Source organism: Roseovarius sp. B08 (assembly GCF_051417955.1).
Lineage (GTDB): Bacteria > Pseudomonadota > Alphaproteobacteria > Rhodobacterales > Rhodobacteraceae > Roseovarius.
On record NZ_JBPRLW010000001.1, the window covers coordinates 1,973,409 to 1,992,635 of the forward strand.

Below are 19,227 nucleotides of genomic sequence, written 5' to 3' on the forward strand. Positions count from 1 at the left end.
GGGTGTCAGCTCTTGTCGATGTCGGGGGCGTCCACGGCCTTCATGCCCACGATGTGATAGCCTGCGTCCACGTGCAGGTTCTCGCCCGTGGTGCCGCTGCCCAGATCGCTGAGAAGATAAAGCGCGGACTTGCCGACGTCCTCGATCGTGATGTTGCGGCGCAGGGGCGAGTTCAGCTCGTTCCATTTCAGGATATAGCGGAAATCGCCGATGCCGCTGGCGGCCAGCGTGCGGATCGGACCGGCGGAAATGGCGTTCACGCGGATGCCGTCACGGCCCAGATCCTCGGCCAGGTACTTCACCGACGCCTCGAGCGCGGCCTTGGCCACGCCCATGACGTTGTAATGCGGCATCACCTGCTCGGCGCCATAGTAGGTCAGCGTCAGCATCGAGCCGCCGTCGGGCATCATCTTCTCCGCGCGGTGGGCCACGGCGGTGAAGGAATAGACCGAGATGTCCATCGTCTTGATGAAGTTCTCGCGGCTGGTGTCGACGTAGCGGCCGCGCAGCTCGTTCTTGTCGGAAAAGCCGATGGCGTGAACAAGGAAGTCGATCTTGCCCCACTTCTCCTCCAGCGCGTCGAAAAGCGCGCCGATCGAGGCCATGTCCGCCACGTCGCAGGGCAGGATGGTATCGCTGCCCAGTTCCTCGGCCAGTGGTTTGACGCGTTTCAGCAGCGCCTCGCCCTGGTAGGAAAAGGCCAGTTCGGCACCGGCGTCGGCGCAGGCCTTGGCGATTCCCCATGCAATGGATTTGTCATTGGCCAATCCCATGATCAGCCCACGCTTGCCCGCCATCAGTTGATTTGACATTCAGTGCCCTCGGCCCACTTCGATTGTCTGACTGCTTTAGGCGATTGGCCAAGGTGCATCAAGCCAAAGACCGGATGCGACCGCATACAGGCGCCGGGACGTAGCGGACGGGACAGGTTGCGCTTGCGCAATCGCGCCGCGCGGTCTAGCGCAGGAAACGACAGGACGGGAAGGACGGCATGACCGACAGAAGCGGCAAATTCGCGGGCGACGATCCGTTCGAGATCGCGCGCACCTGGCTGGCCGAGGCCGAGGAGACGGAGATCAACGACCCCAACGCCATGGCTCTGGCCACGGTGGACGCGGACGGGATGCCCAATGTGCGCATGGTGCTGCTGAAAAGCATCGGCGCGGACAGTTTCGTCTTTTACACGAATTACGACAGCGCCAAGGGCCGCGAAATCGGCGCCACCGGCAAGGCCGCCCTGGTGCTGCACTGGAAATCGCTGCGCCGCCAGATCCGGGTGCGCGGCACCGTCACCCGCGAGGAGGGGCCGGAGGCCGATACCTATTTCGCCTCCCGTTCGCTCAAGAGCCGGCTGGGGGCCTGGGCATCGAAACAGTCGCAGCCTTTGGAATCGCGCACCGACCTGATGGCCGAAGTGGCGCGCGTGACGGCCGCGAAGGGCCCGAATCCACCGCGTCCCGCGTTTTGGGGCGGGTTTCGTATCGCTCCGGTTGAAATTGAATTCTGGGCGGATGGGGCATTTCGTCTGCATGATCGCTTCGTCTGGCGGCGGGAAGCACATGATAATGCTTGGGAAATCACACGGCTGAGCCCTTGAATCCGCTGCCGTGACGCGTGCAAACCTTTGAACGCTATGGGATTCTCTTGAAACAATGGGCGACTTCGGCGCAATATTCCGCAACAGCCGGTCAAAACGGCCAAACCAGACAGTGAACGTGGACAACTCGGACAACGACACCAGGCGACTGCATGGCCACGTGAAGTGGTTCGATCCCGTCAAGGGGTTCGGCTTTGTCGTGGCCGACGAGGGTGGCCCGGACATACTGCTGCATGCCAATGTGCTGCGCAACTTCGGACAAAGCTCTGTTGCCGACCGCGCGGGTATCCTGCTGACAGTGCAGGAGACGGACCGTGGCGTGCAGGCCGTGGAGGTGCTGGAGATCGAACCGCCCGAAGATGCCGACGCCACCGGGCTTGCCGACCTGGAAGGCATCGACCCCGAGGTGATCCGCGCCGCCCCGCTGGAACCGGCGCGGGTGAAATGGTTCGACAAGGGCAAGGGTTTCGGCTTTGCCAACACCTTCGGGCGCGACGAGGACGTGTTCGTTCACATAGAAGTGTTGCGCCGCTCGGGCCTTGCGGACTTGCAGCCGGGCGAGGCGCTTGCCATTCGTGTGATAGAAGGTAAACGCGGCCGCATGGCCACGGAGGTGTGTGGATGGGAAATGGCGGTCAAGGAATCCAAAGGCTCCTGACGGGGACGGTCGCGCTGGTGCTGATGGCCGGGGCGGCGATGGGCGCCTGCCGCGAAGACAAGGTCGACCTGCGCGGCGACTGGGGCACGGCCAGCTTCACGGTAGAACTGGCCGACGACAATGCCGAGCGAGCGCAGGGGCTGATGAACCGCGAAAGCATGGCCCGCTCGGCGGGAATGCTCTTTGCCTATCCCGCGCCGCGCCCGGTGCGGTTCTGGATGCGCAACACGCTCATACCGCTCGACATCATCTTTCTCGACGCAACCGGCACGGTGCAGAAGGTGCATCACGAGGCCCAGCCCCTGGACGAGACGCTGATCTTCGGTGGCGACGCCATCCAGTACGTGCTGGAGATCAACGGTGGCATGGCACGACCGATGGGCATTTCCGAAGGCACCGAATTACGCCACCCGGCGATCGGGGCCGAGGCGGCGGCCTGGCCCTGCAACACCGAATAGGTCATTGCGCCCGTCCCGGGCCTGACCCGGGACCTCCTGGCCCGAGATCCCGGATCAAGTCCGGGATGACATGTCGCGCAGTTTCTGGGCGCGTCGCAAAGGGGCTTTCCATTCTCCCCAAAGCTGGCTACACGGGGCGCCACGGTCCGGGGCGTGGCGCAGTCTGGTAGCGCACCTGTTTTGGGTACAGGGGGTCGTAGGTTCGAATCCTGCCGCCCCGACCACCATTCGATGACAACTCACACCACTTCCCCTGACGGTGATTCTGCGGATTCGCCGGTGCTCACCCGTGCGCGCCGGTGGAAGCGCTCTATATGGGGCTAACATCCGTCTGTGGATACTATATGTGGTGGGTTTTTGAGCAACACCTGTCCGAACGCCCGAACTGCTCCGTTCAGAACCGGCTAAGCCGCAAGGATAAAAGCGCTTTTCCTGCCCCCAATTCCGGCAGCGTCGGCGCAAGGTGATGGAATGAATCGCAACAGGCCCGAACCCCTCGTTGTGGATAAGCCGGTCAACTGAAATTTTTCGGCAAACAAGGTAAAAAATTCGTTGACCGTGTATGTCCCAATACGTCAGTTTGTGTGAGCGGGTCAGCAAGCCACAAGATATAGTGGAGCGGATCCGGGTAGGGACAGACCTCAAGAATTCCACCGGCTTTGGCCGGGTCAAGCCAGGTGCAGCCGGATGCGGCGTATCGGTAGGGATGGGTTTTGTCGCCCGGTTCACTGACTTGCAGGGTTCGCGGCCAAAGGTCGTGCTGGTCGAATAACGCTGGATCATGGGGCAGCCAAGATGAAGATCGAAAGAAAGTTTACCAAGGCAGGTCAGGACGCATACGCGGAGCTGGACTTCGTCACGACGAGTTCGGAAATCCGCAACCCCGATGGCACCACCGTGTTCAAGCTGGACGAGGTCGAGGTCCCCGCGAAGTGGAGCCAGGTCGCCAGCGACGTGATCGCCCAGAAATACTTTCGCAAGGCCGGCGTGCCCACCGCGTTGAAGAAGGTTGAGGAAAAGGACGTGCCCGAGTTCCTGTGGCGCTCGGTCCCCGCCAGCGACGACACGCCGAAAACCGGCGAGACCAGCGCCAAGCAGGTCTTTGACCGTCTCGCCGGCGCCTGGGCCTATTGGGGCTGGAAGGGTGGCTATTTCTCCACCGAGCAAGACGCCCGCGCCTATTTCGACGAGATGCGCTTTATGCTGGCGCGGCAGATGGCGGCGCCCAACAGCCCGCAATGGTTCAACACCGGCCTGCACTGGGCCTACGGCATCGACGGCCCCGGCCAGGGCCACTACTACGTGGATTTCAAGACGGGCGAACTGACCAAATCGAGCAGCGCCTATGAGCACCCGCAGCCCCATGCGTGTTTCATCCAGTCGGTCAAGGACGACCTTGTCGGCGACGGTGGCATCATGGATCTGTGGGTGCGCGAGGCCCGCCTGTTCAAGTACGGTTCGGGCACCGGCACCAACTTTTCCTCGCTGCGGGCGGCCAACGAGCCGCTGTCGGGCGGCGGCAAGTCCAGCGGCCTGATGGGCTTCCTGAAAATCGGCGACCGCGCGGCGGGCGCCATCAAGTCGGGCGGCACCACGCGCCGCGCCGCCAAGATGGTGATCTGCGACGTCGACCACCCCGATATCGAGGATTTCATCAACTGGAAGGTCATCGAGGAACAGAAGGTGGCGTCGATCGTCGCCGGCTCCAAGATGCACGAGTCCAAACTCAATGACATCTTCGGCGCGATCCGCGCCTGGGACGGCAGCACCGAGGATGCGGTCGACCCTGCAAAGAACGCACAACTCAAAGACGCCATTCGCGGCGCGAAAAAGTCGGCCATTCCGGAAACCTATGTCAAGCGCGTGCTGGACTATGCTCGCCAAGGCTACGAGAGCATCGAGTTTCCGACCTATGACACCGACTGGGACAGTGAAGCATACGCCTCCGTTTCCGGGCAGAACTCCAACAACTCGATCCGCGTGACCGATGCCTTCCTGAAGGCGGTCAAGGACGACGCGATGTGGCCGCTGACCAACCGGACCGACGGCAAGGTGGTCAAGGAAATCCCGGCCCGTGAGCTGTGGGAGAAGGTGGGCCATGCCGCATGGGCCTGTGCCGATCCGGGCATCCAGTATCACGACACCGTCAACGCCTGGCACACCTGCCCGGAAGACGGCGCCATCCGCGGCTCGAACCCGTGCTCGGAATATATGTTCCTCGACGATACGGCCTGTAACCTGGCATCGATGAACCTGCTGCAATTCTTCGACGGCACCAATTTCGATGCGGAAGCCTATGTACACGCCACGCGCCTTTGGACCGTGACGCTGGAAATCTCGGTCACCATGGCGCAGTTCCCCAGCCAGGAGATCGCGCAGCTGAGCTACGAGTTCCGCACGCTGGGGCTGGGTTACGCCAATATCGGCGGCCTTCTGATGAACATGGGCTTTGGCTATGACAGCGACGAGGGCCGCGCGCTCTGCGGTGCGCTGACCGCGATCATGACCGGCGTGGCCTATGCCACCTCGGCCGAGATGGCCAAGGAACTGGGTCCGTTTGCCGGCTACAAGCGCAACAAGGCGCATATGCTGCGCGTGATGCGCAACCACCGCAACGCGGCCTATGGCGCGACCGAAGGCTATGAGAAGCTGGCCGTGAAACCCGTGCCGCTGGACCTGGCCAACGTGCCGGACAGCCGCCTGGCCGACCTGGCGATGGCCAGCTGGGACGAGGCGCTGAAGCTGGGCGAAAAGCACGGCTACCGCAACGCTCAGTCGACCGTCATCGCGCCCACCGGCACGATCGGGCTGGTGATGGACTGCGACACCACAGGCATCGAGCCCGACTTCGCGCTGGTCAAGTTCAAGAAGCTGGCCGGGGGCGGCTATTTCAAGATCATTAACCAGTCGGTGCCCGCCGCGCTTGAAAAGCTGGGCTATGGCAGCGCCGAGATCGAAGAGATCGTCGCCTACGCCGTGGGTCACGGCACCATCGGCAACGCGCCGGGCGTCAACCACACCACGCTGGCCGGTCACGGCTTTGGCGCCAACGAGCTGGCCAAGATCGACGCGGCGCTTGGCAGCGCCTTCGACATCCGCTTCGTCTTCAACCAGTGGACGCTGGGCGAGGAGTTCTGCCGCAACGTGCTGGGCATCCCGGCCGCAAAGCTGAACGACCCGACCTTCGACCTGCTGGCCTCGCTGGGCTATTCCAAAAAGGACATCGAGGCGGCCAACGACCACGTATGCGGGACGATGACGCTGGAAGGCGCACCGCACCTCAAGGAAGAACACTACGTGGTCTTCGACTGCGCCAACCCTTGCGGCAAGAAGGGCAAGCGCTTTTTGTCGGTGAACTCCCACATCGACATGATGGCGGCGGCGCAGTCGTTTATCTCGGGCGCGATCTCGAAGACGATCAACATGCCCAACGACGCCACCATCGAGGATTGCCAGGCCGCCTATGAGCGCAGCTGGCAGATGGGGGTCAAGGCCAACGCGCTTTACCGCGACGGCTCGAAGCTCAGCCAGCCGCTGGCTGCCGCGCTTGTCGAGGATGACGACGAGGCCGCCGAGGTGCTGGAGACCGGATCGGCACAAGAAAAAGCCGCCGTTCTGGCCGAGAAGATCGTCGAGAAGGTGATCGTCAAGGAAATGGTCCGCTCGCACCGCGAAAAGATGCCGGAGCGCCGCAAGGGCTACACCCAGAAGGCGGTCGTCGGCGGGCACAAGGTGTACTTGCGGACGGGCGAATATGGTGACGGCTCGCTTGGCGAGATCTTCATCGACATGCACAAGGAAGGCGCGGGATTCCGGGCGATGATGAACAACTTCGCCATCGCGGTCTCGGTCGGTCTGCAATACGGCGTGCCGCTGGAGGAGTTCGTGGACGCCTTCACCTTCACCAAGTTCGAACCGGCGGGCATGGTCCAGGGCAACGACAGCATCAAGAACGCCACGTCGATCCTGGACTATATCTTCCGCGAACTGGCGGTCAGCTACCTCGACCGCACGGACCTGGCGCATGTCAAACCCGAAGGCGCGTCGTTCGACGATCTCGGCCGCGGCGAAGAGGAAGGCGTGAGCAATATCAAGGAGATGTCGGGCGAAGCTGCCTCGAAATCGCTCGAAGTGCTCAAGCAGATCAGCTCGACGGGCTACCTGCGCAAGCGTCTGCCCCAGGAACTGGTGGTGCTGAACGGCGGCGCCTCGCTGGCCACTGCGCTGAACGGCGCGGACCCCGAAACGGCCCTGCAGACCCTGGTGCCGGAAACCAAGTCGGTCAGCACCAACACGACCACGTCGGCCCCCTCGGGCTCGATGAGCATGAGTGCGGCGACGAAGGCCAAGATGCAGGGCTACGAAGGCGAGGCCTGCGGCGAATGCGGCAACTACACGCTGGTTCGCAACGGCACCTGCATGAAGTGCAACACCTGCGGTGCGACATCGGGGTGTAGCTGACGGAACACACGTCCCCTGGGGGATGTGCAGGGGCGGTCCCGGCTTGGCGTTAGGCCGGCCGCCCCGACGAGACAAGGCCAGAGGCGGCACCAGCCGCCGGACCGGCCCGAACACAAAGTAACCACCTGCGGCGCCGAACTGCGCTGTGGTCAAGGAAGAGCAAAATGGCCGACGACATTCGAGAATTCAAGAACGCGACAATCGAGGTTGCAGGTGCGAAAACCGAGCCGATGACCGTGACAGTTGCTGTCGAGACCAAGGACGGCAAGCGGTCGGGCTCCGGCGAGGCGCAAGTCTCTCAGACTGTTTTCGACGAGATCGAGGGCGTCGAGGGCCAGGCCACCGTACACACCGCGTCGGGCGAAACCTTCACGATCATGATCCGCAAGGCGTTCAAGGACACGCGCCGGATCGAATTTCAGACCTCGGGACCGGTGCCGGAAAGCGGGGCCTGATACACACTATGCCCCCCGTATGCGGGGGCGACGGGGCCGGAACGCTGGATACATGCGCGGCTTCGGACGACACGGCGAATAGGGTGGGGGCAGACTATCGCTCTGGCCCATCCTCATCCGGGGCGGGTGCGCTCGCCCCTGACGCAGCTCAGGCCGCAGGCAGAAACCGGGCGGTACATAAAGAGTGAGCCTGAGCGGCGAAACTTGAACCGGGGGGCTTCGTGCCCCCCGTTTTTCTTGTGTCCTCAGGGCCGCGACTGCCACTCTTCCCAAACGAAGGGATAGGACCAGACGCAATGATGCGTCTTCTCCAGCCGGGCGCGGATATCGTCGCGCATCGCCTGCATGTCGGGCTCGAAGAGGTGAAACTGGACCTGAAGGCGGTCGACCTTGCGGATGTCGCCCGAGTCGATAAGCGCGGGCAGCAGGTCGTATTCGCCGCCCTCGATATTCACTTTCATCAGCGCGATACGGTCCACGGGTGTGGCGGCAAAGAAATCCTGCACCGACAGCGTCTGGGCCTCGAACGCGCGTCCGTGATCGGCGATCGAGGAAGACGCGTCGCCCGCATCCGACAATTTCATCGTGCCGGTCGCGGAGCCGATGGCAAGTTCGTGGATATGGACCTGGTCGCGGCCCGCGAACCTGTCGCGCAACGCGTCGGCGAAACCGGGATGCGGCTCGAAGAGGTGCATCTGCGCGCCCGGCTGCTGGCGCAGGACCGTCTCGGTCCATTCCCCCTTGTAGGAGCCCACGTCGAACACCACGTCGCCGGGGCCAAGGTTGCCATACTGCACCAGCCGCGCCTGGCCGTTCTGGCGCCGCCACGTCCGGAACGCGTCGTAGAACACGCCTTTCCACGGGTTGCGCCGCCGGTCGAGCCATCGTTTCAGTGAAGCCATTGTCACGCTCTTTCACTTGGGTACAGGGCGGCGTCTTAGCCAAGATCGCGGCCCAAGGCGAGAGCGTATCGACAGCGGCGCTCAGGGCGTCGCGCGCTGCACCATGCCGAAGAGGTCGCGCGGGTCGTCCGGGTCGGCCAGAAGGTCGAGATCCAGGAAACAATCCGTGCCGGGGATATGGTCGCGGATGTAGCGCAATGCGCTGAAATCCTCGATGGCAAAGCCGACGCTGTCGAAAAGCGTGATCTGCCGGTCGCTGGTGCGCCCCGGCGCGGCCCCGGTCAGGACCTGCCAGAACTCGGTGACGGGGTGGTCGGGGTCCATCTGCTGGATCTCGCCCTCGATCCGTGTCTGCTCGGGATATTCCACGAAGATGTCGGAGCGCGTCAGGATCGCCGGGGCCAGTTCCGTCTTGCCGGGGCAGTCGCCGCCGATGGCATTGATATGCACACCTTCGCCGATCATGTTGTCGGTCAGGATCGTGGCATATTGCTTGTCCGCCGTGCAGGTGGTGATGATCTGCGCGCCTTCCATGCTCTGCTCGGCGCTGTCGCATTCCACCACGTTCAGGCCCAGCCCCTTGAGGTTGCGCGCCGCTTTCCGTGTCGCGGCCTTGTCCGTGTCCCAAAGGCGCACCGTTTTCAGCCCCAGGATCGCCTTCATCGCAAGGCTCTGGAATTCCGATTGCGCGCCGTTGCCGATCATCGCCATGGTGTCCGCGCCCTTCGGCGCCAGATGCTTGGCCACCAGCGCCGAGGTGGCGGCGGTGCGCAGGGCTGTCAGCACCGTCATCTCGGTCAGCAGCACGGGATAACCCGTATCCACATCCGCCAGAAGGCCGAAGGCGGTCACGGTCTGCAGCCCGTCCTTGGTGTTCTTGGGGTGGCCGTTCACGTATTTGAAGCCATAGGCCTCGCCGTCCGAGGTGGGCATCAGTTCGATCACGCCCACATCCGAGTGGCTGGCCACGCGCGGCGTCTTGTCGAAAAGTTCCCACCGGGCGAAGTCGGCGGCGATATACTCGGCCAGCCCGGTCAGCATCTTTTCGATGCCGATGCGGTGCACGAGGCGCATCATGTTCTCGACGGAGACGAACGGCACGAGCGCCTTGTCGGAGGGGGCGAGGATGGGCATGTCAGGCTCCTTTGAAATCAGGCGAAGGCGCGGGTCGGACGGTCGAAGATGCGGCGGCCAAGCGCCGAGGCGGTCAGCTCCACCATCACCTGCGCCGTGCGGCCGCGCTCGTCGAGGAAAGGGTTGAGTTCGACCAGGTCGAGCGAGGTCATGAGGCCGCTGTCGCAGATCATCTCCATTACCAGATGCGCCTCGCGGATGGTTGCGCCGCCCGGCACGGTGGTGCCGACGGCGGGCGCGATGCCGGGGTCGAGGAAATCGACGTCGAAGGAGACGTGCAGAAGGCCGTTCGCCGCGGCGACCGTATCGAGGAAGGCGGCGAGGGGGCGCGCGATGCCCTGCTCGTCGATGCTGCGCATGTCGTGGCGGTGGGCGGGGGTAGATTGCAGAAATTCCCGCTCATCCGGGTCGACCGAGCGCAGGCCGAGAAAGCAGATGTTCTCATACGGCACCGGGTTGGCGACCTCGGGGAAGCCGTGGAACCCGTCGCGCCCGGTGGCATAGCCGAGCGGCGTGCCGTGCAGGTTGCCGGATTCGGTGGTTTGCGGCGTGTGGAAATCTGTATGCGCGTCCAGCCACAGCACGAATTGCGGGCGGCCCACGCGGGCGGCATGGTTCGCCACGCCGATCACGCTGCCCAGTGACAGAGCATGGTCGCCGCCGAGAAAGATCGGCAGGCCGGTGTTCATCGCCTTTTCGGCGGCGGCGGCGATAGTCCCGGTCCAGCCGATCGTCTCGGCCGGCTGCACAAGGTGGCCGGGCAGGGAGGCCGGTGCGGTGGCCGGGGCAGGGGTCAGGTTGCCCCAATCCTCGACAGTGTGGCCCAGCGAGGCGAGGGAGGCCCCGATCCCGGCCACGCGCAGCGCGTCCGCGCCCATCAGGCAGCCGCGCCGGGCCTTGCCGCTGTCCACGGGGGCGCCGATCAGGATGCAGTTGGTCTGGGTCATGTCGGGGGCTCCTTGTTCTGTTGCCCAGAATGTTGTTGCGAAATCGATCGGAATGAAGCAGGTATTTTGACCGGAACGAAACCAAAATCGGCAAAGCGGAGGCAGAAAGCTTCGAAATGGATGCGGTGGATCAGAAACTGCTGTCGGCTCTGCGTCACGACGCCCGCGCGTCGCTGTCGGAACTGGCGATGACGCTTGGTGTGTCGCGCACCACGGTGCGGTCCCGGATCGACCGGCTGAAGGCGTCGGGCCAGATCGTGGGCTTTACCGTCGTGCTGAAGGAGGACACGATCCGCGATCCGGTGCGGGGCCTGATGATGCTGGGCATCGAAGGGCGCGGGACCGAGCGGGTGGAACGGAGGCTGCGCGGATTGTCGTCCGTGCGCGCGCTGCACAGCACGAACGGCCGCTGGGACCTCATCGTCGAGATCGGGGCCGAGACGCTGGAAGATCTGGATGCCGTGCTGGCCGAGATCCGGCGGTTCGAGGGCGTCGCGACGTCCGAGACGAGCCTGCTCTTGAGCACCAAGAAACAGGCGGGTTAAGCTGTTCGGCGCAGCGCCAGCAGCCAGAACACCGCCAGCAGCAGCGAGGCCAGCATGTTCCAGCTGGCCATCGACAGGCCCAGCATCTGCCACGCCACCTCGTCACAACGCACCAGCGGCGCCGACATGATCTGGTCCATCAGCTCGTCGGTGCTCATCCCTGCGGTGCTGCCCGCGGAACAGGACGAGGGGCCGTCCCACCAGCCGCGCTCGACGCCGGTATGGTAGCCGCCGATCGCGGCAGTGGTCAGCGCGGCCAAGAGGCCCGCGCCCAGCAGCAGCCGCAGTGTCCCGATACCCAGAGGCATCAGCAACACCAGCGCCCCGACCACGATCGCCACGCCATGCGGCCAGCGTTGCCAGATGCACATCTTGCAGGGGGCCAGCCCGCCCAGGTGCTGAAAGGCCCAGGCCCCCAGAAGCAGGGCCAGCGAGCCGCCGGCGGCTAGGATCACGAGGGAATTACGGGTCATGTCTGCCTCTGACAGTCAGGTGTGGGAAAGAATGGATCGGTCCGCTCCGGTGGTTGCAAGGGATCATAGTGCCGCGTCAAAGGCCCAGCCATCCCCGGATCAGGCTGACCAGCGTGGCGCCGGCGAAAATCAGCGTCGCGATCCACGCGGTCCCCAGCACCGCGCCGATCAGCACCAGAATGCCGTCGCGCTGCAACAGGCCCATCGCCACCACCACCACGGCAAAGCCCGGCACGGTGTTGGTCGCGGGCAGGGGCACCAGGATCGAGGCGCTGAACACGACCAGCGCCACACCGACGATCTGATCCAGAGGTTTGCGGGTGAGAAACGCCAGGCGCGGCTTGCTCACTGCCTCGATCCGCCGCAGCCAGGGGCCCGCGCGCTCGGCAAGCCGGCGCAGGCTCGCGGTCGTGACCTGGCGCGCGGCCAGCTTGCCCGGTAGCCACGGCACCCGCCGCCCGATCATGATCTGGACCGAGACGAACATCAGCGGCAAGGCGACGATCTGTGGCACGCCGTAAAGGAATGGGATGCAGCAGGGCAGGGCAAGGATCAGCAGGAATAGCCCGAAGGCGCGTTCGTGCAGCTGTTCCAGGATCCAGCCCAGCGTGACACCGCTGCCTTCGGCGCGGACCGCCAACTGGTCCAGCCGGTCCGAAATCGCAAGATCTTCCGGGGCGGTCTCGGTCATGCTCTGGGTCCCTGGTAAATGTGTCGCGAAAGGTCCGACGGATCTCCGGTAGCAAATCGAAACGACCGACACCAGCTTCAGTTCACCTATTGTCCTTGGCCTCTGAGTTGGGTAGAGGTTGGGTCCGTGCCCAAGTGGCGGAATGGTAGACGCAGGGGATTCAAAATCCCCCGGTAGTGATACCGTGCCGGTTCGAGTCCGGCCTTGGGTACCAACGACTTAGCCGAGGTCAGGATAGGTCATGGCATTTGACATCAAACCGCCATTTCCAACCTTGCAGACGTCTCTTTCGGCAAGGATAGGGTGAAGGTACTTCCGACACCGACCTCGCTGCGCACTTCGATGGTTCCGCCTTCGAGTTCGGCGAGTTCCTTCACAACCGCCAGGCCCAGCCCGGTTCCCTCGACGCTTCGCGTCGAGGACGAGTCGATCTGATGAAATGGTTCGAATATCCTGTCGAGTTCCTCGGGCTTTATTCCCGCCCCGGTGTCGGAGACATCGATATGGACCTGGTTTTCCGTTTCAGTGACGACGACAGATATTTTGCCGGACTCCGTGAACTTGATGGAATTTCCCAGAAGATTGATGAGTATCTGTCGTGTACGCGTCACATCCGCCCAGATCAGACTGGATATCAAGCTGGTCTCGAGCCGCAGGCCTTTCTGTTCGGCCAGGATACTCATCTGTGCCACCACGGGCTCGATAACCTTTTCCACATCACAGATCTCGGGATCGATCTTCATGCTTCCGGTTTCCAATTTGGCGTAATCGAGCAACTGGTTTACGAGGAACAGAAGGTGCTCGCCCGATTTATCGATCTTCTCCATCGCGGTAGTCGTAAATTCCAGCACTTCATCAACGCTGCCCCGTATGTCGTCGACATCCGCCGGACGCAGGTTCAGCCGCTCATCCAGTTGCTTCGCGGAAGGCAACTGACGCATATTTTTTCCGAGCCGTGAAAAACCCAGAATCACAGTCAATGGCGTTCTGAGCTCGTGGCTCAAGACGCTCAGGAAGTTCAGTTTGGCACGGTCCGCCGCTTCGGCTTCCTGTCTGGCCTTGTTCAGGGCGATGACATCCAGATGCGCTTGCGCCTCACTGGCCTCTAATTGCCCGGAAACGCCCACCAAACGCCGGACAAGCCAAAACAGGACCGCTCCGCCCGCAAGTCCGAAAATCACCAGCGCAGGGAACATCTTGAGGAACAGGTCCATGCCCGGTCGGTATGGCTTCCATACGAGCCAGGAAAGAATGTTATTGGAAAGATCAGCCAGCGCAACACCCGCCAAATCTTCATCGGGGCGAGCGGATTGGAACGCGGTTTCATCAAGTTCGATTGCCTGGCCGACCTCCTGGGCAAGAACGTCATCGACGTAGCGCACGGCGATATGCAGCGGTTCTGTCTCAGGCAATTGCGGGATCTCGCCCGTGTCAGAGATGATGGGCACGACGCTAACCAATGCCACTTCTCCGGCGAGCCGAACCGGGCTCACGACCGCCACGTCTGCCAGTTCCTCGAAAGCGTTGTCCTGCCCTTCGCTCGCCTCCGCCATGATACTGCGTAGTTGTGCCACAAGCGGAGCGATGGCATCGGCCCGCGTTTCAAAGGTTTCAGGCGCGCGGACCTCACCCGAAACAGAAGAGAAGACGGGCTTGTTTTCTTCGTCAAGAACGTAGCTCTCGTGGTGTCCGAAGTATTCCTGCATCCAGACACCGAGATTGGCGTCGATCCATTTCTCATTTCGGGCAGCGACATTCCGGATGGCGTCATCCCAAATTGTCGCGCTTCTCTGTTGTTCGGGAAGGCTGGCGACAGCCGCAGCGAGGCTGCGCGTCGCCATACGTTGTTGCCGATCCAAAGAGGATTGATCGACGATCCTGATCGCGTTGTGTCCCGCGAGAATGAGGGCCAGGAGGCCCAAGCCGAACACGATCAACAGAGAACTGACAATACGGAACGAAAGTGTGCGTCTGCTCGCGAACTTGGGCAATTCTTTCCTCCTGCTTCGATAACCTAGGATTCTCTGAGCAGACAGCCTGCTGCGAAACCTCACCTCATGCCGCACCGATCATCACTGTAGTCTGTGATCGTTCATGGCATTCACCGTTGGTAATAGTTAATTTTGGCGAACACATGGCTGCGCCAGGCAAAAGGCAGTTTCTTACATTTTAACGGGAAAACATGCAGGCCCCTCAATCCATAGTGGAACCTGAAAGCGTGTCAAGGCGGTTCGGCATGACCCGCAAGGCGCACCTTTAACTGGGCGCTAATCGATCAGCGCGCCGGGGTTCATGATGTTGTTGGGATCGATGGCCCGCTTGATCTGGCGCAGCAGGGTCATCTTGCTCCGACTGGCATGCCTCTTCAGGTCCTTGCGTTTCAGGCGGCCGATCCCGTGTTCCGCGCTGATCGACCCACCCAGTGCCAGCGTCGCCTCGTTGATCGCCTCGCGCACGCGGTCGGCAATTCCGGGATTGGCCTGCAGGAAGTCGGCCTTGCCCGTGCCCTGGGGCGGAAAGACGTTGTGGTGGATGTTGCCGTCGCCGATGTGACCGTAGCTGTTCGTCCGCAAGCCCTCGTGAACGCCGGCAATCGCCGCATGGGTTCCCGACACGAACGCGTCGATCTGGCCGATCGGCACCGCGGTGTCGCTGCTGCAGAACGCGCCAGTCTTGCGGTTGGCGTCGGGCGTATGCTCGCGCAGCGACCAGAGCGCGCTGCGCTGCGCCTCGGATTCGGCCATCACGACGTCGACGACGAAACCCTGTTCGATACAGTCCGCCAGCGCCGCCTCGGTTTCATCCCGCACGCCCGGGTTCCCGGCGGCATCGATCAGCAGGTACCAGGGGTGGTCGTCGGCGAATGGGTTTCTCAGTGTCGGAAAATGTTCACACACGAGGCCCACACCGAAGCCGCTCATCAACTCCATCCCGTTCATGCGGTTGCCGATGGCCGTGCGCAGCGCCCGCAGCACCCGCAAGGCATCCGCCGGCGACGTGATGGCGCAAAAGGCGGTCACGGCCTCGGGGTCCAGTGGCTTCAGCGTCAGGCTGGCGGCGGTGATGATGCCAAGGGTGCCTTCGCTGCCGATCAGCAGGTGCCGCAGGTCATAGCCGGTGTTGTTCTTGCGCAGGGGGCTCAACTCTTCCAGCACGTCGCCCGACGGCATCACCGCCTCGATCCCCAGGCACAGGTCGCGGGCATTGCCGTGGCGCAGCACCTGGATGCCGCCCGCGTTCGTGGCCAGGTTTCCACCGATGGTGCAACTGCCCTTCGAGGCCATGCTGAGCGGGAACATCAGGTCGTGTCGTTCGGCCTCGGCGTGGATGTTCTCCAGCACGCAACCCGCCTCGGCGACCATCACGAAATCGTCCGGCGACACGCTGCGCACCCGGTTCATCCGCTCCAGCGACAGGATGATGGCCGCGTCGCTGTCCAGCGAAAGCTGTCCCGCGACCACGCCGGTGCCGCCGCCATAGGGGATAATCGCAATGCCGGCCGCGTTGCACAGCCGCACGATCTGCGACACCTGGTCGGTGGTTTCGGGCAGGACAACGATACAGTCCTTGCCGGTGAAGCTGCCGCGCGGGTCTTCGTAATAGCGCGCGGCATCTGCCCCGGACTTGCAGGCGGCTTCCCCGACAATCGCCCTGATATCATTCAAAGTTCTGTCTTCCGCGGTCTTGAATGCCACCAACTGCCCGATGCTCCTGTCGTCCGATCCTCGTTCGGGCTCATTCTGTGGCAAACACGATCTTTAGCAAGGCAAGATAATTTACGATTATCTAAGCCATCTCTTTAGTAACCGTCTGCCCGCCATGAGCCGCGACCGTCCGGGTCAGCTCGTCCAGGAACCGCTCGACCAGCCGGTATTTCGAGCAATCCGCCCGGCTCAGGATGCCCAGCGTCCGCGACGGTGCCGTGGGCCCCAGCGGCAGCTTGCGCAGGCTGCCGAAGATCGGGTCGGGCACGCAGAAATTCGGGCCGATCGACACGCCCAGATCATGCGCCACCATGCTCGCGATGGTATCGAGCGAGCTCATCTCCATCATGTCGCGCACCTTCAGCTTGCGGCGGGCCAGCCAGTCCTCGGCCATCACCCCGATGGCCGACAACGCGCTGTGCCGGATGAAGGGCTTGGCGGACAGGATGCGCACCGGGTCGGTTTCGGTCACCTCCACCGAGGTCAGCAGCACCAGCTTTTCCACCGCGAAGGGCGTCCATGTCATCGTGGCCGGCGTGCGGCTTGGCTCACTGACCAGCGCGGCGTCCACCGTGCCGGTCTCGACCATCTCCTGCAGGGTCGGGCTGAGGCCCGGCACCACCCGGATCCGCAGGTCCGGATATTGCCCGATCAGACCCTTCATCGCCTTGGGCACAAGCCCGCGCAGCGTTGATGGCACCGCCCCCAGAACGATATCCCCGATCAGACGCGGATCGCCCGTCGGGTCGTCGAGGATCGTCTCGTAGGCGGCGACGACCTCCTTGGCCTTGGGCACCATCGCGCGGCCCAGCTGGTTCAGACGCGGGGATTTCTGCGAGCGGTCGAAGAGCGCCACCCCCAGTGTCTCTTCCAGCCGCTTCATCTGCTGGCCGACCGCCGCATGGGTCACGCAAACGCGGTCCGCGGCGGCGTTGAAGCTGCCTTCCTCGGCGACGGCGATAAGGGTCTTGAACAGCGTGATCGACATGGCAGGGCGCTTTCGCAACAGGATCAAAGGCACGATTTACTAAAGCAGAGATTTACAAATGGGAAAAGAATGTTGGTTTGTTAAAGCTTCTCTTATCGCGCAAGATCATGAAACATGAACGCATCGAGGGGGAGGCCTGCGCGTGAGCATCGACGCAAAGATCGTCGCGGATCTGGTGAAGAACGACGTCAAACTGGTCACGACGGTCCCGTGCAAACAGCTTGCCGGGGTCATTGCCGAAATCGACCAATGCGAGGATATCCACCACATCCCCGCCAACAAGGAAGACGAAGGCATCGGCATCTGCGCCGGCGCCTTCATGGGCGGCAAGCGGTCCGCGATCATCATGCAGAACACCGCGCTTGGCGTGACGGTCAACACGCTGGTGACGCTGACCCAGTTCTACCGGTTGCCGCTGCCGATGTTGATCTCCTATCGCGGAGAGCTGGGCGAGCCGGTGGCCTGCCAGGTGGAAATGGCCGTGCACACCAAGGCGCTGCTGAATCAGCTTCACATCCCGACCTATCACTTCCATCATGAGAGCGACGCCGAAGAACTGGACCGGATCCTGGAATACACGTTCATGTGCAATAAGCCGGTCGCGATCCTGACGGATGCCACCTTCTGGAAAGGGTACTGACATGATCCGATCTGACGTACTGCGCACGCTGGTTCCGCTGATCTCGGACCATTTCGTCGTCTGCAACATCGGCCTGCCCAGCCAGGAATTGCACATGCTGGATGACCAGCCGACCAATTTCTACATGCTGGGCACGATGGGCCTTGCCTCGTCGATCGGGCTGGGCGTGGCGCTGGCGCAGTCGAAAAAGGTGATCTCGATCGACGGCGACGGCTCGGTCCTGACCAATTTCGGCACGCTGCCCACCATCGCCAACAACGTGGCCGACAACTTCATCCTGCTGATCATCGACAATGGCAGCTACGGTTCCACCGGCGATCAGCCGACCTATGCGGGCATGAAGACGTCGCTGGCAAAGGTGGCCGAGGCCTGCGGGTGCGAAAACGTCATCGAATGCCAGGCCGAAGACTGCGCAGCCGTCATGAAAGACGCGCTGGCAGGTGACAAGATGACGATAATCGTGTGCAAATGCGAAAGCGGGAACATCCCGGTTTCCGTCATCAGGACCGACCCGGTCGTGATCCGCGACCGGTTCATGACCGCGTTGAAGGAGGCCAACGCATAATCAAGACGGCGAAAACGCCGACATAAATCAGCTCTGGGAGGAACACATGCTGAAAAGAACATTTCTGAAGATGGGCGCGGCCCTGGCCGTGACCGCATCGCTGGCAACTGGCGGCACTGCCGCCGAACTCAACGGGCCGGTCAACTATATCATCCCGTTCGGACCCGGGGGAGAATCCGACATCTCCGCACGCTTTCAGCAACCGTTCTTCAAGGACAAGTTCGGCCAGGACATGGTGATCTCGTACCAGCCCGGCGGCGGCGGCGCGGTGGCATGGGCCACGCTCAACGGTCTCAGCGACGACGGCCAGACGATCATGGGCGTGAACCTGCCCCATATCATCATCAAGCCGGCGCAAAAGGACGTGGGGTTCACCACCGAGGACCTGAACGTCTTTCACATGTTCCACTTCACGCCCGACGCGATCATCGTTCGCGCCGACAGCCCCTACCAGACGCTGGAGGACCTGGTCGAGGACGCCAAGGCGAACCCGGCGCAGGTCACCATGTCGGGCTCGGGCAAGGCCACGGCCAACCACCTGGCGCATATCAAGTTCGACAAGATGGCCGGAATCCAGACCACCTATGTGCCGTTCAAGGGCACCGGCGCGGCCGTGACGGCGCTTCTGGGCAACCAGGTCAAGGCCGAATGGGGCTATTCCACCGTGGCCGCGACCCAGGGCGAAGAGGTGCGGATGCTGGCCGTTGCGATGGAGGAACGCCACCCGCTTTTCCCCGATGTGCCGACCTTCAAGGAACTGGGTTATGACATGGTGGGCGGCGCCTATCGCGGGATCGCCCTGCCGAATTCGGCCAGCGACGAGGTCACGCAGATGTGGTCCGACATGATCGCCGAGATCAACAACGACCCCGAGTTCCGTCAGCAGATGCTGGATAACGGCTTTGCGATGCTGGATGTCGAGGCGGACGGCATGGACGATTTCATGGCCGCGCGCAGCGAGGAATATCTCAGCGACGCGCGCGAAGCGGGCCTGATCGAATAAGCTGAC

The 19,227-nt window shown here is 62.8% G+C and carries 18 protein-coding genes and 2 tRNA genes; 11 read left to right on the forward strand and 9 right to left on the reverse strand.

All coding sequences use genetic code 11. From position 1 onward, the window contains the following. Positions 1–5: 5 nt before the first annotated feature. Entirely contained in the window at positions 6–812 is an 807-nt protein-coding gene (fabI, locus tag ACSQ76_RS10025; RefSeq protein ID WP_306130332.1) for an enoyl-ACP reductase FabI, read from the reverse strand. Positions 813–991: 179 nt separating this feature from the next. Here fabI and pdxH point away from each other — a divergent pair, with 179 nt between their 5' ends. The 6 genes from pdxH to ACSQ76_RS10055 all read left to right on the forward strand — a co-directional run bounded on the left by pdxH (position 992) and on the right by ACSQ76_RS10055 (position 7,629). After that, complete coding sequence (gene pdxH, locus ACSQ76_RS10030) at positions 992–1,597, forward strand: pyridoxamine 5'-phosphate oxidase (protein ID WP_306130333.1); 606 nt, start codon at positions 992–994, stop codon at positions 1,595–1,597. A 118-nt stretch (positions 1,598–1,715) separates the two neighbouring features. Further along, entirely contained in the window at positions 1,716–2,255 is a 540-nt protein-coding gene (locus ACSQ76_RS10035) for a cold-shock protein (RefSeq protein ID WP_306130344.1), read from the forward strand. Continuing rightward, positions 2,219–2,713: a DUF192 domain-containing protein gene (locus ACSQ76_RS10040; protein WP_437156464.1), complete on the forward strand. Its 495-nt coding sequence runs from the start codon at positions 2,219–2,221 to the stop codon at positions 2,711–2,713. Before ACSQ76_RS10035 ends, ACSQ76_RS10040 begins: the two co-directional genes overlap by 37 nt. Positions 2,714–2,860: 147 nt before the next feature. Continuing rightward, positions 2,861–2,937: transfer RNA gene (locus tag ACSQ76_RS10045), tRNA-Pro, on the forward strand. Positions 2,938–3,508: 571 nt separating this feature from the next. Further along, positions 3,509–7,174, forward strand: a complete 3,666-nt coding sequence (locus ACSQ76_RS10050; RefSeq protein ID WP_437156465.1) for a vitamin B12-dependent ribonucleotide reductase — start codon at positions 3,509–3,511, stop codon at positions 7,172–7,174. A gap of 164 nt (positions 7,175–7,338) precedes the next feature. Further along, on the forward strand, positions 7,339–7,629 hold the full coding sequence (locus tag ACSQ76_RS10055) for a hypothetical protein (RefSeq protein ID WP_437156466.1): 291 nt from the start codon (positions 7,339–7,341) through the stop codon (positions 7,627–7,629). A 245-nt stretch (positions 7,630–7,874) separates the two neighbouring features. Here the strand turns inward: ACSQ76_RS10055 and ACSQ76_RS10060 are convergent, their stop codons facing one another. The 3 genes from ACSQ76_RS10060 to rocF all read right to left on the reverse strand — a co-directional run bounded on the left by ACSQ76_RS10060 (position 7,875) and on the right by rocF (position 10,612). Continuing rightward, positions 7,875–8,531: an FkbM family methyltransferase gene (locus tag ACSQ76_RS10060; RefSeq protein ID WP_437156467.1), complete on the reverse strand. Its 657-nt coding sequence runs from the start codon at positions 8,529–8,531 to the stop codon at positions 7,875–7,877. An 81-nt stretch (positions 8,532–8,612) separates the two neighbouring features. Next, positions 8,613–9,665 (reverse strand): ornithine cyclodeaminase, encoded by a 1,053-nt coding sequence (locus tag ACSQ76_RS10065; RefSeq protein ID WP_371931339.1) that lies wholly within the window; start codon positions 9,663–9,665, stop codon positions 8,613–8,615. 17 nt (positions 9,666–9,682) lie between these two features. After that, the gene (gene rocF / locus ACSQ76_RS10070) at positions 9,683–10,612 is read right to left on the reverse strand and encodes an arginase (RefSeq protein ID WP_437156468.1); all 930 of its coding nucleotides are present in this window, start codon (positions 10,610–10,612) and stop codon (positions 9,683–9,685) included. Positions 10,613–10,728: 116 nt separating this feature from the next. Here rocF and ACSQ76_RS10075 point away from each other — a divergent pair, with 116 nt between their 5' ends. Next, positions 10,729–11,157 (forward strand): Lrp/AsnC family transcriptional regulator, encoded by a 429-nt coding sequence (locus ACSQ76_RS10075; protein ID WP_306130339.1) that lies wholly within the window; start codon positions 10,729–10,731, stop codon positions 11,155–11,157. Here the strand turns inward: ACSQ76_RS10075 and ACSQ76_RS10080 are convergent. After that, positions 11,154–11,630, reverse strand: a complete 477-nt coding sequence (locus ACSQ76_RS10080) for a disulfide bond formation protein B (protein ID WP_306130340.1) — start codon at positions 11,628–11,630, stop codon at positions 11,154–11,156. The two genes, ACSQ76_RS10075 and ACSQ76_RS10080, sit on opposite strands and share 4 nt — an antisense overlap. A 76-nt stretch (positions 11,631–11,706) precedes the next feature. Further along, a complete protein-coding gene (locus ACSQ76_RS10085) occupies positions 11,707–12,321 on the reverse strand; it encodes an exopolysaccharide biosynthesis protein (RefSeq protein WP_437156469.1) in 615 nt (204 codons plus the stop codon). A 128-nt stretch (positions 12,322–12,449) separates the two neighbouring features. Between ACSQ76_RS10085 and ACSQ76_RS10090 the strand changes: the two genes are divergently transcribed. Beyond that, positions 12,450–12,535: transfer RNA gene (locus tag ACSQ76_RS10090), tRNA-Leu, on the forward strand. Between the two features lie 40 nt (positions 12,536–12,575). On the opposite strand, the gene ACSQ76_RS10095 is transcribed toward ACSQ76_RS10090, so the two are convergent. From ACSQ76_RS10095 to ACSQ76_RS10105, 3 genes are all read right to left on the reverse strand, one after another. Continuing rightward, on the reverse strand, positions 12,576–14,312 hold the full coding sequence (locus ACSQ76_RS10095; RefSeq protein ID WP_437156470.1) for a sensor histidine kinase: 1,737 nt from the start codon (positions 14,310–14,312) through the stop codon (positions 12,576–12,578). 276 nt (positions 14,313–14,588) lie between these two features. After that, positions 14,589–15,986 carry an FAD-binding oxidoreductase gene (locus ACSQ76_RS10100; RefSeq protein WP_437156471.1) on the reverse strand — a complete coding sequence of 466 codons (1,398 nt, stop codon included), beginning with the start codon at positions 15,984–15,986 and terminating at the stop codon, positions 14,589–14,591. Positions 15,987–16,107: 121 nt separating this feature from the next. After that, on the reverse strand, positions 16,108–17,013 hold the full coding sequence (locus ACSQ76_RS10105; RefSeq protein ID WP_437156472.1) for a LysR family transcriptional regulator: 906 nt from the start codon (positions 17,011–17,013) through the stop codon (positions 16,108–16,110). 142 nt (positions 17,014–17,155) lie between these two features. Between ACSQ76_RS10105 and comD the strand changes: the two genes are divergently transcribed. The 3 genes from comD to ACSQ76_RS10120 are packed head-to-tail and all read left to right on the forward strand — an operon-like array spanning position 17,156 to position 19,221. Further along, positions 17,156–17,653, forward strand: a complete 498-nt coding sequence (comD, locus tag ACSQ76_RS10110; protein ID WP_437156473.1) for a sulfopyruvate decarboxylase subunit alpha — start codon at positions 17,156–17,158, stop codon at positions 17,651–17,653. Between the two features lies 1 nt (position 17,654). Beyond that, positions 17,655–18,218 carry a sulfopyruvate decarboxylase subunit beta gene (gene comE, locus ACSQ76_RS10115; RefSeq protein WP_437156474.1) on the forward strand — a complete coding sequence of 188 codons (564 nt, stop codon included), beginning with the start codon at positions 17,655–17,657 and terminating at the stop codon, positions 18,216–18,218. Between the two features lie 46 nt (positions 18,219–18,264). Then, on the forward strand, positions 18,265–19,221 hold the full coding sequence (locus tag ACSQ76_RS10120) for a tripartite tricarboxylate transporter substrate binding protein (RefSeq protein WP_437156475.1): 957 nt from the start codon (positions 18,265–18,267) through the stop codon (positions 19,219–19,221). The last annotated feature ends 6 nt before the right edge of the window (positions 19,222–19,227 follow it).

Excerpts from the sequence above, each read along its gene's own strand:
- fabI (WP_306130332.1), bottom strand. The coding sequence starts at position 812 with ATGTCAAATCAACTGATGGCGGGCAAGCGTGGGCTGATCATGGGATTG.
- pdxH (WP_306130333.1), top strand. The coding sequence starts at position 992 with ATGACCGACAGAAGCGGCAAATTCGCGGGCGACGATCCGTTCGAGATC.
- ACSQ76_RS10040 (WP_437156464.1), top strand. The coding sequence starts at position 2,219 with ATGGGAAATGGCGGTCAAGGAATCCAAAGGCTCCTGACGGGGACGGTC.
- ACSQ76_RS10050 (WP_437156465.1), top strand. The coding sequence starts at position 3,509 with ATGAAGATCGAAAGAAAGTTTACCAAGGCAGGTCAGGACGCATACGCG.
- ACSQ76_RS10055 (WP_437156466.1), top strand. The coding sequence starts at position 7,339 with ATGGCCGACGACATTCGAGAATTCAAGAACGCGACAATCGAGGTTGCA.
- ACSQ76_RS10060 (WP_437156467.1), bottom strand. The coding sequence starts at position 8,531 with ATGGCTTCACTGAAACGATGGCTCGACCGGCGGCGCAACCCGTGGAAA.
- ACSQ76_RS10065 (WP_371931339.1), bottom strand. The coding sequence starts at position 9,665 with ATGCCCATCCTCGCCCCCTCCGACAAGGCGCTCGTGCCGTTCGTCTCC.
- rocF (WP_437156468.1), bottom strand. The coding sequence starts at position 10,612 with ATGACCCAGACCAACTGCATCCTGATCGGCGCCCCCGTGGACAGCGGC.
- ACSQ76_RS10075 (WP_306130339.1), top strand. The coding sequence starts at position 10,729 with ATGGATGCGGTGGATCAGAAACTGCTGTCGGCTCTGCGTCACGACGCC.
- ACSQ76_RS10080 (WP_306130340.1), bottom strand. The coding sequence starts at position 11,630 with ATGACCCGTAATTCCCTCGTGATCCTAGCCGCCGGCGGCTCGCTGGCC.
- ACSQ76_RS10085 (WP_437156469.1), bottom strand. The coding sequence starts at position 12,321 with ATGACCGAGACCGCCCCGGAAGATCTTGCGATTTCGGACCGGCTGGAC.
- ACSQ76_RS10105 (WP_437156472.1), bottom strand. The coding sequence starts at position 17,013 with ATGTCGATCACGCTGTTCAAGACCCTTATCGCCGTCGCCGAGGAAGGC.
- comE (WP_437156474.1), top strand. The coding sequence starts at position 17,655 with ATGATCCGATCTGACGTACTGCGCACGCTGGTTCCGCTGATCTCGGAC.
- ACSQ76_RS10120 (WP_437156475.1), top strand. The coding sequence starts at position 18,265 with ATGCTGAAAAGAACATTTCTGAAGATGGGCGCGGCCCTGGCCGTGACC.